The sequence below is a fragment of the Helicobacter sp. NHP19-012 genome, from assembly GCF_019703325.1.
Taxonomy (GTDB): domain Bacteria; phylum Campylobacterota; class Campylobacteria; order Campylobacterales; family Helicobacteraceae; genus Helicobacter; species Helicobacter gastrofelis.
This window is the reverse complement of the sequence record NZ_AP024819.1, coordinates 18,931-36,402: the sequence shown is the minus strand read 5'-3', so window position 1 is coordinate 36,402 and position 17,472 is coordinate 18,931. Positions and strand designations below refer to the sequence as shown.

Below are 17,472 nucleotides of genomic sequence, written 5' to 3'. Positions count from 1 at the left end.
TTTTTAAGGTGCATAAATGAAAATTTTAGTCCGCTTACCTAATTGGCTCGGCGATGGTGTGATGGCAACCCCTTTTTGCAAATCCTACAAGCCCATTTTCAAGAGATCAATGCGGAGTTTATTTTAGTTGGACCACCCAAGATTTGCGCCCTCTTTGAGCGCACGCCTAATTGCACGCTGGTGATCGACAACACCAAAAAGGCCTTTTGGCGCGCTCTTGCCACCTATCGGCTAGCTAAGCGTATCGGCCCTTGCGACATTGCGATCACACTCAATAACCACTTTTATGCCGCCTTGTTGCTCTATTGGACCAACACACCTAAACGCGTCGGCTACCGACGTACAGGGCGCACTTTTTTACTCACCCACCCCCTAGAACCCATCAATGCCCACCAAGTAGAAAGTTATTGCCACCTACTAAGCCCTTTAGTGCCCAAAACCCCCTGCCCCCCTACTCATCCACGCCAACCCCCTAAATCTCACAGGGTCTAAAAATATAGGGGTGAGCCCGGGGGCTGCCTTTGGGAGCGCTAAACGCTGGAAGCCCGCTTATTTTAGGGAGTTGATCGCCAACTTATTAGAAAGGGGCTATGGGGTGTATGTGCTGGGGGCTAAGGACGATTTAGCGGTGGTACAAGAAGTGTTAGAGCCGCTAGAGGAAAACTCGCTTTTGCATAATCTGTGCGGCAAAACAAGCATCCCCGAGCTCATAGACACCATCGCCGCTTTAGACCTTTTTATCTGCAATGACAGCGGACCTATGCACATTGCAGCCGCCTTAAATATCCCCATCATCGCCCTTTTTGGCCCCACAGACCCCAGAGAAACCGGGCCTTGGCAATACAAAAAGGCGACCCTACTCTCTAAGGCCATGCCTTGCTCGCCCTGCAAACAGCGCACCTGCCCCCTCAAGCACGACAACCACGCCTGCATGACGCGGCTCTTGCCCTCAAGCGTGCTTAAGGCTGTGGATGAGGTTTTGGCTTAGCGTGTGCCTTCAGGTGGCACAAAAGGGCTTGCAAAATGTCCTCATCGTCCTTACTCGGGGCTTTTAACAAGACATTTTGATCGCCACCCATGAACAAGGTGATGTTCTGCCCGTATTGTGAGATTTTGCTGATGTTTAGGCGGTTGGCTAAAATCTTGACTCTAATGATTTGCAAGAATTGCGTACTCATGGTGTCTAGCGCACCAAAGCGATCGCGTATTTCGACTTGAATCTCTTGCACGCTAGCCAAGTCCTTGCAAAAGCTAAGACGCCGATACAGCTCCAAACGCAGACTGTCGCTGGCAATGAGTTTAGGACTTAAAAACCCACTGACACTTAAGCTTAAATCCACGCCCACATCCTGCGTACGCCCACAAATCGCCTCTTCGAGCATTTTCGTGTAAAGCCCGTAGCCGATACTCTTGATGTACCCGCTTTGATCCGCGCCTAAGAAATTGCCCCCGCCTCGAATCTGTAAATCGTGCATGGCAATGCTCGCTCCACTGCCTAGATACGAGTTTTTCTCCAAAGCAACGAGCCTTTTTTTCGCCTCATTGCTTAGGCTTTGGGTGTCTTGCACGAGAAAATAGCAAAAGCCCTCCAAATGCCCACGCCCTACCCGACCTCTTAGTTGGTGTAAATCGGCTAGCCCGAAGTTGTCGGCGTTGTCAATAATGATGGTGTTGGCATTGGGTAAATGCAGCCCCGACTCCACGATCGAAGTGCATAAAAGCACCTCATATTCTCCCTTAGCAAAATCTAGCAAGGCTTGTTCGGCCTGCAGGGCGGGGATCTTAGAGTGCAGGATTTGTATGCGCAAGTGGGGCAGTAGTTTTAAAAGGGTGGCCTGCACTTTTGGCATGCTCTCGATGTGATTGTGGATGTAAAAGACCTGCCCCTTGCGGCGCAACTCCCTTAAGATCGCCTCTTTTAAGAGTGCATCCGTCTTTTCCTTGACAAAGGTGCGGCTGGGCTGTCTTATGCTAGGCGGGGTGTTTAAGGTGCTGACCCCTTTAAGTTTAGATAGAGCCATGCTTAGGGTGCGGGGGATGGGCGTGGCGGACATGCTAAGGCAGTGCACGCCCTCGCTTAAGGTCTTGATCGCCTCTTTTTGCCTGACCCCGAATTTATGTTCCTCATCCACCACAACCAGCCCCAGCTCTTTAAACTTTGCGTCCAAAAGCGCATGTGTGCCCACCACTACATCAACCAAGCCCTGCTTTAAGCCCTCCAGCACCACCCTTTTATCCTTGCTGAAGCGATCGAGTTTTGCCACTTTCAGCCCAAAGGGTTCTAGGCGCTCTTTGAGGGTCGCAAAGTGCTGGGCACTTAAAAGCGTGGTGGGCACAAAGAGCGCGCTTTGCTTGCCGCTTAAAGACATGGCGTAAATGGCATGCATGGCGACCTCTGTTTTGCCAAAGCCCACATCCCCATTTAAGAGCCGATCCATCACCTGTCCACTGGCAAAATCCTGCAAAATGGCGGCGATGCTCTGCTCTTGATCGGCAGTGAGCGCAAAGCCACAGGCTTTTTTAAAGGTCTGCATTTTGGACATGTCGATGGCTGTTTGGCCGCTTTTAAGCAAGTTGCGTTTAGCGGCTAAGGCGATGATTTGAGAGGACATGTCTAAAATTTTAGAGCGCACCTTGTCTTTCACCTTGGCAAAGCTGCTCTTGCCTAGCTTATCTAACAAGGGCATATCTTGGTTAGCGATGTAGCGCTCGATGAGGTGCAAATTCTCCACGGGTAAGAGCAGGCGGTCGGCGTTTTGGTATTCTAGGGCGATGAAGTCGCGCACACTGCCCAGCACGCTTTGCTGCACCAGCCCCTTAAACAGCCCGATGCCGTAGTTTTCATGCACCACAAAATCCCCCGGGGTGAGTTCATTGAGCATGAGCTTGGAGTGGCCCGCACTCCCTGGTGTCTCGTAGCTATGCATGGATAAAAAGAGCTGTGTGGGGGTGCTAAAGTGTAGCACACACGCCGAGATCGCACTCTCAAAGGGAGCGTTGATGTGAGGCAAGAAGTCTACATTTTTGGCGATGAGCGTGGCTTTCTTGGCAGCGTTGAGTTTTAAAAAGTCTTGTAAGTTGGCTGGCTTTTGGATGTCTTGGTAATGTGGCGGTGTGGGCAAAATGGGTAGGCTTAAGGCGCGCTCTAGGGCTGGGCTTGGCTCTAGGCTGTGCCACTCCTTGGCTTGCTCTTTAGCCTCTGGGCTTAAAATGGTAGCGTAGTGCGTTAAAAAATCGCACCCCAAATCCTCCAACACCCAAAAGCCCAAGGAGGCCAAATCGGGCAGAAACACGGGGGCGTTGAGCTTGTCTAGGCGTTGTTGCAGCATCGCATGCGTGGGCGCATCTAGGCTAAAAAGAGCGGGGGTGATGTCTATGTGCTCGATGATGGGCGGGTCGCTAAGCTGCGTGCGCAAATCAAAGGTGCGGATGTCCTCGCAATCTTGGCCTAAAAAGCTTAAGCGGTGTGGCTTTGCTTGCCCGGGGATGAAAATATCCACAATGTCGCCTCGAAAGCTCGCCTCCCCGGGCAGTTCGATCAAATCCACAAAGTCGTAGCCAAAAAGCCTTAATTTTTCTTGTAACTCTTGTAGGGGGTAGCTCTCCAAACAAGTAACACGAAAACTTTGTAAGAGTTTGGCACAAGGTAGGGGTGTAAGAGCGCACTTAGCGGGGCTAAAAGCTTGGTGTTGGGATCGCTCCTTAAAGAAGTGTAAAAACGCCCTAGAGTGCTTAAAAGCTCTTTGAGTTCGCTGCTAAAGGCGCGCATGTCATCTAGGTAGTGGGCACGCAGATCGGGCAGCACAAACACGGGGGTGTGCGGGCTAAAGAAACGCCACACTTGCAGGGCTTCTAGGGCTTCTTTAGCATCCTTGGTGGCTAGGATTGTGGGCTTGAAAGTGCCTAGAGCTGCATAAAGGCTAGATTGAATCATTCTTGGGGGGTTTGTTCTCCATAGATTTTTTAAGAGAATCTTTAGGGTGGCTCTCGCCGGTTAAAACTGCCTTGCGCTCGATCACCAATTCTGCGCTCACAATTTTACCATCCACATACCCCATGGACATGATTTCAATGATGTCGGCATCAGCATTGCCATTGAATTTGCCACTCACAACAATCTTAGAGGCAAAGATTTCGCCCATCACCACGCCATTTTTGCCGATCACCACCACGCTTTTCGAGTGGATGGTGCCCTCAAACTCGCCATCGATGTGTAGGTGGCAGTCAATATTTAATTCGCCTTTGAACTTGGTGCCTTGGGCGATGATGGTGGCTGATCCATTAGCAGGTTGTTTATGATCGTTAGCAAAGATTGCCATGCAATGTTCCTTTCCTTTGTGAAGATAAAATCAAAATCTTTCATGTTCCACTTAATAAAATCCATGGGGTTGATGGGCTTGTTCAAAAAGCGCACTTCATAGTGCAAATGTGGGCCCGTGCTCATCCCAGAGCTACCGCTGTAGGCGATGAGTTGCCCTTTTTTGACAAACTCTCCATTTTTCACCACGATTCTCTTTAAGTGGGCGTAGTAGGTCTTAAAACCAAAGGGGTGGTAGAGCTTGAGTAAGCGCCCATACCCCCATTCCACCCCCGCCCCGCAAAGCCCACCACCCCATTGGCGGTGGCGTAAACGGGGGTGCCAATGGGGGTGCTTAAATCCACGCCCGTGTGGTTGGCCATGCGGTGCAAAATGGGATGGTAGCGTTTAGCAAAGGTGCTAGAAACCCTTTTAAAACTCTCTAGCGGGTTGTCGTTGGGGATGAAGCGCATGATAAAGGTCTTTTGCATCCCTGTGATGCTGGCAACATCTAGGCGTTGAGATAGGGGGGCGTCGTCGTCCCCCTGGCTGTTGTCGATGCCCACAAAGTCCTCTAAATCGTTGATGCGATCGCCGGCGAGCATGATCTCTTCTAGGTAGCCTTGTAATTGTTGGTTTAATTGGGCGTGGACTTGTGTGCTCTTTTGGTATTTGCGGTTAAGCTTTTTAGTTTGGACTTTGGTGGCGTGGATCTCGTGCTCGAGCGTGTAAAGGGCGATGGCCAAAAAGAGCAACACCCCCACCACCAATAAAAGCAAATAATAGGCTAGCTGTTTGCAGACAATGGGGATGTTTAGGGTCTTGCTCCCATCGTTGTAGGTGAAGATTAAAATCAGCCGCTTATTGAGCCACACTAAATTCCCCTAAACCTTGAGCTTGGGCTTTTTTATAGCCCTGCACTTGCACCATGTCCTCAATGCTGTAAAAGAGATTCTGCCAATCCACTTGTTCGTCTTGAAAAACCACGCTAAAATTTTCCAAACTCCAATCCATGAACAAGGGCATGTCCACAATCCGCCCCAAAAAGCGGATTTCATAGTGTAAACTCGCGCTGCTATAACCCAAGAGTTCGCCCTTTTGCACAAAAGTGTGGGGTTTAATGACTATGGAGTTTAGGCGGGCATAAATAGAAGTGAAACCAAAGGCGTTTTCTAGACGGATCAATTTGCCATAGTCTCTAAAATTGTGTTGCAACAACAAATCCACCACCCCGCTAGCGCATGCGTAAACGGGGGTGTTGACAGCCACGCTAAAGTTATAGGCACTGTAAGGCCCCAGCGATTTTTTATGCAAAGTGTTCGCCTTCAGCTTTGCATGATAGCTTTTGACGGGTTCGCCATTGGGGATAAGGGCTAAAGCGAGGGTTTTATTTGCTTTAGACAGGGCATCTAGGGCCACCTTGTAAATCTTATTCCCCTTCATTTTTTCCACTTTCAAAATGCTCTCTAGGTCTTTAATTTTATGGGTTACAAGGGCAATTTCTCGGTTTTTTTGGATGATTTCTTGGGCTAAAGTGCTGTTTTTATTGTAGAGATTTTGATAATTGGCTTGGATGATATTTTTATCTAAGGTGAGGCCGCTGACCCTATGCACCAAGTAGCTTAAAATTAGGCCTCCACCCAAAAGCACCATAAGCACCACAGCCACGGCGATCAAAGCATGCTTCTTAGCGTTTCTAGGCACCCGCCACTGCCTCGAGCCGTTTTCATCAATGATGGTGAGCATGAACTTATCTGCCAAAAAACCCCCCTTGTAAAAAGGCACGCACCACGCTAAAAGAGCCCACCACTAAATAAGATTTACTAGGCTCGATCACCCCCCTAAAAGGGCTAAAGGGCAAATTGAGTTGCTTTAAAATCCCTTGCAACTTCTCTTGGGGCATGATCTGCGGGTCTGGCACGGGCAAGATCCACACATGCTGCACATAGGGCTTTAAACTTTCTAAGACCCCCAATGCGTCTTTTCTGGCGTAGCTGTTGTAAATCAAGTCTAATTGCCGCCCTTTTAAAGCCTCAGCCAAAGCCCTAGCCCCCCCTACATTATGCGCCACATCTAATAAGATATTGGGCGTAATGTGCTCAAAACGCCCCCTTAAATTGAGCCGTTTTAGGGCTTTGGGTGCGAGATCTAGGGCTGTTAGGGTGCTTAGGGCTGTTTGTAAATTCTGCACCAAGAAGGGCGGATAGCCCCACTTTTGCCCCTCTCTTAGGGCTTCTTGGCTTAACTCCTCAATAAAAGCCAAATTTTGGCTAGGCAAAAGTTTTTTGGTAAGCTCTTGCACTTCCGGCTCTTGTTTAGCAAAAATCATAGGCACTTGTGGCTCTAAATGTAGCCCCGCTCTTAGTTTAGTCGTGGCAATTTCTAATAAGCTACTGCCTAGGCGATCGGTGTGATCCACACTAATGGGCGTGAAAACCAGCGCAATGCGTTTGTTTAAACTCGTGGTGCTGTCAAACTCCCCGCCTAGCCCTGCCTCAGCGACCATAAAGTCGCAGTCCTTAGCTAAGACCACTGCTAAAAGCGTGGCGTATTCAAAATAGCTTAAGTGCGCATCTATGGGTAGGCTTTGCAAATAGGCGTGGGCCTGTTCTAATTCACTTTGGGGAACATTCCGTCCTTGTGTGTAAAAACGCTCATTAAAGTCTAGCAAATGTGGGGAGCTAAAGTGCAGGACCTTAAAGCCACTCGCCTCCAAGCTTTGGGCTAAAAAGCGCCCTGTGCTGCCCTTGCCATTGGTACCGATGATTTGGATTTTAGGCGTGTTGTCTTTAAAATGCTGGCAAAAATCCCTGTAGACTTGCTTAAAACGCTGAGGCTCAAAGGGGGCGAGCTCAAAGGGTTTTGTGGCAAGAAAATCGTTTAACTTCATTTATTCACCTTGCCCTCGTAGGCAATTTGGGACACAAATTGCGTGAGGGTTTGCTCCAACGCCTGCCCGATGGCATACAGGCGGTTGTTGTAGGTGATTAAGGGGTCTTGCAAGGACACGGCGTAGTTGTAATAACCATTGTCTTCAAAAGTCTTAGTAACGCCCTTTTTATTGTCGTAGGTGTAGGTGACATACACCGTCACGCGGTAAAAGGTGGTGAAACCCTCTTGGTTTTGGCTGATGGAAGTGTCGATAACCCTTTTCATTTCAATGGTGATGATCGAGTCGGCTTGCTTCTCTGTGGTGAGGGTGTTTTGGAAGCGCTGCACGATGAAGCGGTTTAACAAGTCCTTAAACTCCACAGAGTTTTTAGGGTTGGGCAAGTTCACTACGAGGCGCACATAAACCCCTTTACCCAACACCTTATCCGCAAAGTTGGCGATGGGCTGATACCCACAGCCCCCAAACAACAAAACTAAAACCCACGCCCGCCACATTTCTTAAGCAAGCACGAAATTCACCAGCTTGGCTGGCACGACCACTTCTTTAAGCACGCTTTGCCCCTCTAGCCACTTTGCCACCTCTTGGCGGGCAGTCTCTAGCAACGCCTCTTTAGGGGTGTCTTTAGGCACGCTCACCAGCCCACGCTTTTTACCATTAATGGTGATGGCGACATTCACGCTCTCTTGCTCTAGGGCCTTGGCGTCCACTTCTAGGGGTTTAAAGTTGCTAAGCTTAAAAAGCCTATTGGCAATTTCAAAGCATACATGGGGGATGATGGGCTCTAGGGTGTGGGTGAGGATGTAATAGCCCTCCGTCCACACGGCCGTGTTCGTGCTCTTTTCTAGGGCATTTAGTGCCTCCATGCACGCAGCGATTAAAGTGTTGAAGGGGTAGTTGGGGATGGTTTCTTTAAAAATGTCGTGGCATTTTTGCAAAGCCATATGCACCTTTTGGCGGGCTTGTTTGTCCTCTGCATTTAGGCTATTTGGCTCTATTGTTGGCGCGCTCTCACAGGGCTTGGCCAAAAAGGATTTTTCATAAAAACGGCGTAAAAAGCGCGCCGCCCCCTCTAGGGCTTGATCGTTCCAATCTAGCTCTTTGTGCGGGGGGGCGACAAAGTGGATGTAGAGCCTTGCAATGTCCGCCCCGTGCTTGTTTAAAATCTCTCTAGGGGTTACAACATTACCCTTAGACTTGCTCATTTTCGCCCCGTCTTTAAGCACCATGCCCTGCGTGATGAGCGTTAAAAACGGCTCGTCTAACTTGACATAGCCCAAATCCCTTAAAGCCCTTGTGAAAAACCTCGCATAGAGCAGGTGCAAAATGGCGTGCTCGATCCCCCCAATGTAAGTATCCACACCCAGCCAATAGGCTAATTCTTGGGGCTCAAAGGCTTGTTTGTCCCATAACTCTTTAGGCGTGGTGTAGCGCAAAAAATACCAACTTGATTGGAAAAAGGTGTCCATCGTGTCGGTTTCTCTTTGCGCCTTGCCCCCACATTGTGGACAAGTGCAGTCTTTAAAAGTCGGGTGCTTGTCTAAGGGGTTGCCCTCGCCATCGATCGTAACATCTTCGGGCAGTAAGATAGGCAAATTTTCTAACTTCTCACACACCAGCCCACAATTAGCACAATGCACCATGGGAATCAGCGCCCCCCAATAGCGTTGCCGTGAAATGCCCCAGTCTTGCAGGCGGTAATTAATGACCCTTTGCCCCAAGCCCTGCTCTTCAAAGAGCATGCTTAATTTTTCTTTCGCCTCCGTGGTGCTTAAGCCATTGTAATTGTGGCTGTTTTGTAAAACCCCCACCTCATTGCAGGGCACTTCCTGCCCCACAATCAAGGGGACAATGGGGATATTTAAGAGCGTGGCAAACTCGTAGTCCCTAGGGTCGCAACCGGGCACGCCCATTAACGCCCCACTGCCATAGTTTTCTAACACAAAATTAGCCACATACACGGGAATTAACTCTTTTGTGAGGGGATGAATCGCTTTTAAAGGCAAGCTAACCCCCCTCTTTTCTAACGCCCTCGTGCGCATGTTGGTGTTTTGGATGGCGATGATTTCTTTAGAGGCTTTGGGGTCTAAAACGCCCTTGTCTAGCAAGGTTTGCACGAAGGGATGTCCCGGGGCTAGGGCAATGAAAGTAACGCCGTAAATGGTGTCTATGCGGGTGGTGAAAACCTCCAAGTCTTGAGAATACCCCAAGAGATCTTGGCTAGCTTGATCTAGGCTAAAGCTAAAGGCTAAGCCGGCAGATTTGCCCATCCAATTTTCTTGCATACGTAGTACTTGGTTAGGCCAATACCCCTCTAGAGTCTTTAAGCCCTCTAGCAGTTCCTCCACATAGGCAGTGATTTTTAGATAGTATTGGGGCATTTCCTTTTGCTCTACCAAGCAATCGCAACGCCAGCACCGCCCATCGATCACCTGTTCATTGGCTAAAATGGTTTTATCGTGAGGGCACCAATTGAGCCACGCCTTTTTTTGATAGACCAAGCCCTTTTTATACATCTCAATGAAGAATTGCTGTTCGATCTTGGTGTAATCGGGCGCACAAGTGGCAAACTCCCTCTCTTGGCAAAAGGAGAAGCCCAGAGCCTTAAACTCTTGGCGCATTTTTGCCATGTTCTCATAGGTCCATTTTTTAGGGTGCACGCCGTGCTTAATGGCGGCGTTTTCTGCAGGCATGCCAAAGGCATCAAAGCCCATGGGGTGCAAGACATTATGTCCCATTTGGCGGGCATAGCGCGCCAAAGCGTCGCCTATGGCGTAGTTTCTCACATGCCCCATATGCACCTCTCCGCTAGGATAGGGCAACATGCTTAAAATATACCTCTTGGGTTTGCTAAAGTCATCACTAGGTTCAAAGGCGTTCGTTTGCGCCCAAACTTGTTGCCATTTTTCTTCAATTTTTTTAGGGTTGTAGGTTTGCATTTAATATTCCAAATCCGTATTTTTAATGCTGTCGATCACCAAGAGCACCAAACAAAAGACATTACTGATCAATGCCCCGATCATCAAGGTGTAGGCAAAGATCAAATTGTTTAAGATTTGCAAAAACACAAAGGCGGGCATGAGGTGCAAGAGGGCGACTAGCGAACCGCCCATAAGCTCGGAGGCGAATTGCTTTTGCACTCCGATTTTCAGCGTGGTTACAATGAGGTTTAGTGCCAACGCCACAAAGAGGATCACCACATTGGGCTCATACAAAAACCCCGCAATGGAGGTGGTGCTCGCCAAACTAAAAACGGTAAAGACAACCCGACCCCAGTCCATAACTCTCCTTTCTACACCCGCCCGTGTTCGTATTGGCGGCGCAAGCGTTCTTTTTCTTGTTTCTTTTTGGCTTTTTTTAGCTCATTTCCGTGGTAGCGCTCCAAGTCAAAGCCAAGCAAAACCGCCACTCTTGGGGCGATGAAAATCGAGCTGTAAGTCCCCACGATCGTGCCAATGAGCATGGGCAAGGAAAAGCCCACCAAGATTTTAGAGCCAAAGACATACAGCACCAAGAGCACAAAGAACACGGTTAAGGAAGTGAGTAAAGTCCTTGTAAGTGTGCTTGAAATCGCTTCGTTAATGACATAATCTAAATCATTTGTGCGCTTGGTGAGCATGCCCTCACGGATACGATCAAAGATGATGATCGTGTCATTGATCGAGTAGCCAATCAGCGTCAAAATGGCGGCGATGACTTCTAGGTTTAAATCAATGTCAAACACGATCACGCTTGTGGCGGTGATGAGACTGTCGTGCAACAAGGCGATCACGCTGGCGAGCGCAAAACGCCACTCGTAGCGCACCCCCACATACAACATCATCGCAAGGATGGCAAGCACCAAAGAGAGTACGCCCTTTTTCTTCAGCTCATCGCCCACTTTGGGCCCTACGCTATCGAGCTTACGGATCTCAAACTGCCCCAAGGGCTTTAAAATCTTAGTGATCTCGGTGCTCAAATCCTTATGCACCTTGCCCACGGGGATTTTGATCACCACTTCCTGCTCTGAACCAAAGGCGCTCACCTGCACGCCGCTAAAATGCGCCTCATTGAAGGCATGGCGGATTTTGGCAATGGGGGCGTTTTTAACAAAGCGCACCTGTGCCACGCTCCCGCCCGCAAAATCCACACCCAAATTAAAGCCCTTAAAAAAGATCAGCCCCAAACAAGCGATCACTAAAAGCGTGGAGGCTGCAAGCCCCCATTTGGAATACTCCATGAAGTTGATGATCTTAACCCGCTTAAACAGCTCCACTACGCCCCCTTTGAGAAACTTGACTCTGCACGCCAAACCACAACGCCAAGTTTTTGTTGCGCGAGATTTGGGGCAAAATGGCTTGGTAAAAGCCCTGCGTGCCGACAATGGCGGTGAGGATCGAGGCTAAAATACCGATACCCGTGGTGAGCGCAAAGCCCTTGATCGAGCCCGTGCCATAGGCGTAGAGCAAAAACGAGGCAATGAGCGAGGTTAAGTTCGAGTCAAAAATCGCCCTTGAGGCGTTGGCATAGCCCGAGTGTAGTGCCTGAGCAATGCTCTCATTGCGCCTTAAACCCTCTCTAATGCGCTCATTGATGATGATGTTTGCGTCCACCGCCATCCCGACGGTGAGCACAATACCCGCCATGCCCGGCAAGGTCAAGGTCGCTCCAAAGATCGCCATCACGGCGATAATTAAAAATAAATTCACAATGAGTGCCACGCTGGCGATCACCCCGGCGAGGGCGTAGTAGCTGATCATAAAGACCATCACCAAAATAAAGCCCCCAATGAGTGCCACGATCGAGGTTTTAATGCTATCTGCTCCAAGGCTAGGACCAATGATGCGTTTTTCTAAAACCACCAGGGGCGCACTCAACACCCCGCTTCTTAGCGCAATGGCTAGATCGCTTGCTTGTGCGACCGTGAAGTCGCCACTGATTTGCCCACTGCCCCCCCCGATACGCTCACGGATATAGGGCGCAGAGTAGACTTTATGATCCAACACCACCGCCATGCGTTTGCCCACATTCTCGCCTGAAAAGTCGCCAAAAATCTTTGCCCCTTGCGAGTTTAAAGAGAAGCTCACCACGGGTTGGTTGTTCTTGTCATAGACCACCTGCGCGTCTGTGAGCATTTCGCCATCCAAAATGGGGATCGCCTTTAAGAGCAAATGCCCATAGGCTTGCCCACCTCTGCCCGCATAAGGCAAGACCACATCGCCTAACTTTTTAATCTCTTCATCGGTGAGGCTGTCTAAATACTCGTTTTTCTCTTCATCGACTGCCATCATTTGCAAGTGGGCGGATTTGGTGATGAGATTCTTCGCTCTTTGCTCTTCCTCAATGCTGTTGATCCCGGGCAGTTGCACCAACACCGCGTCTTTGCCCTGTTGCAATACGGTGGGCTCGGCTAGCCCAAATTGATCGAGGCGGTTTTTAATGGTGCTGATGACCTGCACCACGGTTTGCTGCTTGTAGGCTTGTGTCTTTCTAAAGGAGAGGCGTAGGGTGTAGTTATTGCCCGTGGTGAAGATCTCTGCCCCGTCTTTGCGCAAATCCTCTAAAATCTTGTCCACATTCTTTTCATCGTCCTTGTCTAGGAGTGTGAAAGACACGCCTTGCAAGGAGGAGTGCAAATCTTGCACTAGAATATTTTGCTGCTTGAAGGCGTAATCAAGCGAAGAGGCGATGGAGGCGTATTTGGTCTTTAGGGCTTCCTCCACGCCCACCCCTAAAAGCAAACTAAGCCCACCCCTTAAATCCAGACCTAAGGTGATCTTAGGGCCTTTGGTTTGTAAAAAGCTGGGCAAAGCAAAGCCCACGCCAAAGATTAGGGCACAAATGAAAGCCAAAAGCCGCGTGTTAAACACCCGTTGCACGGGCTAGTTTCCTTCTGTTGGGGCTTGGTCTTCAAGCTTGTAAGCGACATGGTTCTTAGAGAGCTTGGCTTCTATGTTATCGTTGAGCTTGACTTTAAAAAAGTTGCTCTCGGGCTTGATGACCTCACAAATGAGTCCACCCTGCGTTACGATCTTATCACCCTTTTGCAAGCCTTCCACCATTTCCTTATGTTTCTTAGCTTGCACCCTTTGGGGACGGATGATGAGAAAATAGAAAATCAAAAACAGCACCAAAAGGGGCAATAGAGAGGTTAAGATGTCCTTGGTTTGATTCATACAATTCCTTATGTGAGTAAGCGCAATTATAACGACTTTTTCTAATTTTTAGCTTTTTTGAGTGCCCCCAGTGCAAGTAAATATAAGGTGCCCACAATGCCCGAAGTGATCGAGCCTAACAAAATGGCGATTTTAGACACTTCCATGGCGTCCGCGCTGTTAAAAGCGATGTTGGAGATAAACATGGACATCGTAAAGCCGATGCCCGCCAACATGCCCGCCCCTAAAATTTGTCCCCAGCTCACCCCCTCGGGGCGTTTGGCAATGTGCAGCTTCTCGCTTAAAAAGGTGATGCCTAAAATCCCGATGGGTTTTCCCACCACTAGCCCCAAAACCACGCCCCATAAAATCTCATCTACATGGAAGTTTAAATTTTCGCCAATTTGCACCCCGGCATTGGCAAAGGCAAAGAGGGGCATGATGAAGTAAGCCCCATAGGGGTGCAAGATATGCTCCAAACGCTCTAAAGGGCTTTGCAGCGACATAGTGGCATTTTGTAGGCTATAAAGCGCATCTCTTTGGTCTTGCTCTAGGGGTTTGGTGGCGGGGTTTTTAAAGCAATCCTTAAAATGCTCTAGGGCTTTTGAAAAGGATTGTAAGACCTTAGAGGGTTGAGAAACCTTAATGGGGATCGTGAACGCCAAAGCCACGGCGGCAATGGTGGCGTGGATCCCGCTATTGTGTGTGGTGAACCACAGCCCTACACCTAAAATGATGTAGGGGAATAGGTTTTTCACTCCCAAGCGATTGAGCACTAGCAAGATGAGTAAAATCAACGCCGAGCCGCCCAGCCAAATCAATTTTAAATGCGTGGTGTAAAAAATGGCGATCACCACAATCGCGCCTAAATCATCGGCGACCGCTAGGGTTACCAAGAAAACTTTAAGCGCAGGGGGGACGCGCTTACCCAAAAGCAAGATCACCCCCAAAGCGAAGGCAATGTCGGTTGCCATGGGAATGCCAAAGCCATGCGCGCTGTTGGTGCCGGCATTGAGGCTATAGTAAATGATCCCGGGGGCCATCATCCCTCCCAGCGCGGCGATCACGGGGAAGGCGGCCTTTTGAAACCCGCACAACTCCCCATACATCACCTCCCGCTTGATCTCCAAGCCCACCACCAAAAAGAAAAACGCCATCAACACATCGTTGATCCAATGGTGGATGGAGAAACCAAAAAATTTCATCCCAAAGACGATGCCTAGCTTGGTGTGCCACAGCCCGAAGTAGTAATGGGACATAAACGAGTTGGCGTAAATCATCGCCCACACGGCACTCACAAACAAGAAAATCCCCCCAAAGGATTCGCTTTTGACAAAATCTACGAAAATGTTTTTTTTCATGTCGGGCATGGCTAGCCTTGTCGTTGCAGTTGTATCTGGGTTTTCAGCACATAAACCAAGAACGCTTGGGTGTTTTTCTGTGGGTAGAGGGCTTGCACTCTTTGCAAATAGCCCTTCACTTGTGCTTGGTGTGCTTTTATGTCCCCCTCTCCACTTTTATAATCTAGGATGGTGCAGTTGTCTTGATCCAAGGCGACCATATCCATGCGCAACAAATCCTTGCCAAATTTAAAGCCCACCTCAGCCACAACTTGCCCTTTTAACAAATCTTTAAAGTCCTTGTCTTGCTCTAGCAGTTCTAGGCGTTTTAATAGGGCCTTAGTGGGCATCTCAAAGCCATAGTGGTGGTGTAAATACTCTTGCACGCCCTTTAATCCAATCCCATAGCCATAAAATAACTCTAAAGCTTTGTGCAACGCTAGCCCAAAGATCCGCGCAGGGCGGCTGCCCTCCAGCTCTTTTTTAGGTTCTTGGTTTTGGTTTTTGTCCTCTTGTGCCCCAAAGGCTTTTTGGCTGTTTAAAAGTGCTGCACCTGTGGGTTTAGGGGTGGCTAAGGACTCTTTGGGGGTGCTTTTAGGTAATTGCCCTTTTACGCAATCTAAAAGCCCAAGGGGCATGAAGGCACTTTCTTTGTCCTTTTGCACAATGTTTAAACTCTCTTTAGCCCGCGTGCAGGCGACATACAAGACATTAATGCCCTCCTCTTTGCGAGATCCATCGCTTGCGTCTAGGGCTTTCTTGTAGAGGGGGTCTACATGCTTTCTATGGCTCTGTTTATAAAAAATGCGCTGATTGTACTCGAGGAATTGTTGCGTGTCGTTTGTCGCCTGCTGGCTCAAGCGATCCATTAAGATCACATGCCCAAACTCCATGCCCTTAGACTTATGGATGGTCATGATCTTTAGCCCCACCGCCTCGCTTTGGGCGATTTGGATGTTCTTTTGCTCCAAATCTTCTAAAAATTCTATAGGATCGTTGAACTCTAAAGAGTGTTCTAAAAAGTGGAGTGCACTCGGGCTAAACAGCTCTAAGGTTTGCATAAGATTTAAAATATGGGCGCTCAAATTGGAATTTAAGGAGGGCAATGTAGGCGGATTATTTAAAGCCAAGCTACACAACTTAGTAACATTGGCTAAGTGGTAGCTTTGTTGTTCAGCCGGGCAGAGAGTATAAAGCAGGGCGTGGCGCAAGGCTTTGACCTCTTTCTGCGCCAAGAGGCTTAGATCGGTCGCGCTCACAATCTGCACCCCCTTTAAATGGGGGGTTAAAAACTCCTTTAGGTCGTTGACATCATCATTTTTAAAACATAAAATTGCGATCTCTTGCGCCGCTACCCCAGTGTTTAACAGCTCTTTTATGGCGTTTAAAACCCCGGTTAACACCGCCTCTACTTTTGCCTCGTTTTCTAAATCCGCTATTGGGACGCTTTGCACCCGTACATAGCCCTTGTCGGCTAAATCTTGGCGTTTTTCGGGAAGTTTTTGAGGGGTGTAGCCTACAATCTTGGGCGCAAAGGTAGCGTTCACAAAGTCTAGCACCACACCCGTGCTGCGGTAGTTATGCTCCAAAGACTGGCTAGGTATCTCAGTGCAAACCCTTTCAAAAAGCGCACTTTTGCTCCCCCTAAAGCCATAAATGCTCTGTTTAGAGTCGCCCACAAAAAACACACTGCGATCCCCCCACTTTTGCCCCTTACCCGCCTTGATCTCATCTACTAAGGGCTTTAAAATGCCAAATTGCAAGGGGTTGGTGTCTTGAAACTCATCGATCAAAATATGCATGATTTGGCTATCTAGGCGGAAGTAAAAGAAGTCTTTGTCGATCAAATCTCTTAGCAGTTGGTTGACTTTGAGCGTGATTGCGGAGAAACTTAAGCGGTTGGGGTTGCGGTTATGCTTTTTGTAACACTCTAAAAAATAGGCAAATTCGTTTAAAATAGCGGCTTCTCTTAGATTAAAGTAATCCGCAATTTTGGCTTTCAAATCGGGGTTTTCGCTTAAGGCTATTTGTGCCCCCTGTGTGTCCAAGGCTTTGAGGACAGCTTGAAAGTCTTCTTTGGGTTTTCTTTGCTTAGGGATCTTTAAAACGCTATATGCCTCAAAAATCTCTTGCTCTAGTTGTTTAAAGTTAACATTTGGGGCGGTGGGGGGAGCGAAGTCCACGCCGCCATCGTGCAAGTCTAAAAAGCCTTTAAGTGCGTGGGAAACACTCGAGCGCCCCGGTGTGAGCAACAACAGACAAAGGCGTTTAAATCTGCCTAAGTCTTGGGGCTTTAGATGGCTTAAAAAGGCGTTGAGTCGTTCATCTAAAGAAGTCTCGCCCACTTCAAAAGCCGACACCACGCCCACGAAGTAACTGAATTTTCTTAAGACTTGTTGAAAAAAAGCATCGATCGTGATAATGGGGGGGGTTTCTTGTAAAAAGTCGGCGTAGATTTTGGGAGCGTTTAGGTTGGCTAGGCGTGCTAGGGATAAATTGTAATCCCTTTGCAAAACCTCTAGGATTTCTTGGGTTTTAGGCTCGGGTTGGTGGGTGGGGTCTTGCTGGTAGGCAAGGCTAGCCGCGCTTAAAAGGGCAAGGGTCTCGTAGATGCGATCATACATTTCGGCAGCGGCCTTCCTGGTAAAGGTCAAGGTTAAAATATTTGCCGGATGCGCCCCTTCAAAGAGCAAAGCGACATAGCGCAAAGTCAAGGCAAAGGTCTTGCCACTGCCCGCCGAAGCCCTAAGAGCTAGCCAAGCGTGTGCGTGTGCTGATTGCGTTTTCATAATTTGGGTATTGTAGCAGAAA

At 48.7% G+C, this 17,472-nt stretch carries 11 protein-coding genes and 3 pseudogenes; 1 reads left to right on the top strand and 13 read right to left on the bottom strand.

Annotated elements, in window-relative coordinates; translation table 11 throughout:
• The first annotated feature begins 16 nt into the window (after nucleotides 1-16).
• Nucleotides 17-988: pseudogene (gene waaF / locus K6J74_RS08855) on the top strand (lipopolysaccharide heptosyltransferase II).
• Here waaF and mfd read toward each other — a convergent pair.
• The 13 genes and pseudogenes from mfd to K6J74_RS00090 form a co-directional block, all read right to left on the bottom strand.
• A pseudogene (gene mfd, locus K6J74_RS00150) lies at nucleotides 960-3,934 on the bottom strand (transcription-repair coupling factor). The pseudogenes waaF and mfd overlap by 29 nt on opposite strands.
• Entirely contained in the window at nucleotides 3,921-4,319 is a 399-nt protein-coding gene (locus tag K6J74_RS00145; protein WP_221271948.1) for a bactofilin family protein, read from the bottom strand. The pseudogene mfd and the gene K6J74_RS00145 overlap by 14 nt, the downstream one beginning before the upstream one ends.
• Nucleotides 4,232-5,172 (bottom strand): annotated as a pseudogene (locus tag K6J74_RS00140) (M23 family metallopeptidase). Before K6J74_RS00140 ends, K6J74_RS00145 begins: the two are co-directional and overlap by 88 nt.
• Nucleotides 5,159-6,058 carry a M23 family metallopeptidase gene (locus tag K6J74_RS00135; protein WP_221271947.1) on the bottom strand — a complete coding sequence of 300 codons (900 nt, stop codon included), beginning with the start codon at nucleotides 6,056-6,058 and terminating at the stop codon, nucleotides 5,159-5,161. The pseudogene K6J74_RS00140 and the gene K6J74_RS00135 overlap by 14 nt, the downstream one beginning before the upstream one ends.
• Complete coding sequence (locus tag K6J74_RS00130) at nucleotides 6,048-7,187, bottom strand: bifunctional folylpolyglutamate synthase/dihydrofolate synthase (RefSeq protein ID WP_221271946.1); 1,140 nt, start codon at nucleotides 7,185-7,187, stop codon at nucleotides 6,048-6,050. The genes K6J74_RS00135 and K6J74_RS00130 overlap by 11 nt, the downstream gene beginning before the upstream one ends.
• A complete protein-coding gene (gene lptE, locus K6J74_RS00125; RefSeq protein ID WP_221271945.1) occupies nucleotides 7,184-7,684 on the bottom strand; it encodes an LPS assembly lipoprotein LptE in 501 nt (166 codons plus the stop codon). The genes K6J74_RS00130 and lptE overlap by 4 nt, the downstream gene beginning before the upstream one ends.
• A 3-nt stretch (nucleotides 7,685-7,687) precedes the next feature.
• Nucleotides 7,688-10,126, bottom strand: a complete 2,439-nt coding sequence (gene leuS, locus K6J74_RS00120; RefSeq protein ID WP_221271944.1) for a leucine--tRNA ligase — start codon at nucleotides 10,124-10,126, stop codon at nucleotides 7,688-7,690.
• Entirely contained in the window at nucleotides 10,127-10,468 is a 342-nt protein-coding gene (locus tag K6J74_RS00115; RefSeq protein WP_221271943.1) for a DUF6394 family protein, read from the bottom strand. It lies immediately after the preceding gene.
• 11 nt (nucleotides 10,469-10,479) lie between these two features.
• The gene (gene secF / locus K6J74_RS00110; protein ID WP_221271942.1) at nucleotides 10,480-11,442 is read right to left on the bottom strand and encodes a protein translocase subunit SecF; all 963 of its coding nucleotides are present in this window, start codon (nucleotides 11,440-11,442) and stop codon (nucleotides 10,480-10,482) included.
• The gene (gene secD, locus K6J74_RS00105; RefSeq protein ID WP_221271941.1) at nucleotides 11,429-13,045 is read right to left on the bottom strand and encodes a protein translocase subunit SecD; all 1,617 of its coding nucleotides are present in this window, start codon (nucleotides 13,043-13,045) and stop codon (nucleotides 11,429-11,431) included. Before secD ends, secF begins: the two co-directional genes overlap by 14 nt.
• A 3-nt stretch (nucleotides 13,046-13,048) precedes the next feature.
• Nucleotides 13,049-13,342, bottom strand: a complete 294-nt coding sequence (yajC, locus tag K6J74_RS00100; RefSeq protein ID WP_221271940.1) for a preprotein translocase subunit YajC — start codon at nucleotides 13,340-13,342, stop codon at nucleotides 13,049-13,051.
• Between the two features lie 41 nt (nucleotides 13,343-13,383).
• Complete coding sequence (gene nhaA / locus K6J74_RS00095; protein ID WP_221271938.1) at nucleotides 13,384-14,691, bottom strand: sodium/proton antiporter NhaA; 1,308 nt, start codon at nucleotides 14,689-14,691, stop codon at nucleotides 13,384-13,386.
• Nucleotides 14,692-14,693: 2 nt separating this feature from the next.
• Nucleotides 14,694-17,450 carry a RecB-like helicase gene (locus K6J74_RS00090; protein WP_221271936.1) on the bottom strand — a complete coding sequence of 919 codons (2,757 nt, stop codon included), beginning with the start codon at nucleotides 17,448-17,450 and terminating at the stop codon, nucleotides 14,694-14,696.
• Nucleotides 17,451-17,472 lie beyond the last annotated feature (22 nt).

Coding starts and splice junctions, on each gene's coding strand:
- K6J74_RS00130 (WP_221271946.1), bottom strand. CDS start 7,187: ATGAAGTTAAACGATTTTCTTGCCACAAAACCCTTTGAGCTCGCCCCC.
- lptE (WP_221271945.1), bottom strand. CDS start 7,684: ATGTGGCGGGCGTGGGTTTTAGTTTTGTTGTTTGGGGGCTGTGGGTAT.
- leuS (WP_221271944.1), bottom strand. CDS start 10,126: ATGCAAACCTACAACCCTAAAAAAATTGAAGAAAAATGGCAACAAGTT.
- K6J74_RS00145 (WP_221271948.1), bottom strand. CDS start 4,319: ATGGCAATCTTTGCTAACGATCATAAACAACCTGCTAATGGATCAGCC.
- yajC (WP_221271940.1), bottom strand. CDS start 13,342: ATGAATCAAACCAAGGACATCTTAACCTCTCTATTGCCCCTTTTGGTG.
- K6J74_RS00115 (WP_221271943.1), bottom strand. CDS start 10,468: ATGGACTGGGGTCGGGTTGTCTTTACCGTTTTTAGTTTGGCGAGCACC.
- K6J74_RS00090 (WP_221271936.1), bottom strand. CDS start 17,450: ATGAAAACGCAATCAGCACACGCACACGCTTGGCTAGCTCTTAGGGCT.
- nhaA (WP_221271938.1), bottom strand. CDS start 14,691: ATGCCCGACATGAAAAAAAACATTTTCGTAGATTTTGTCAAAAGCGAA.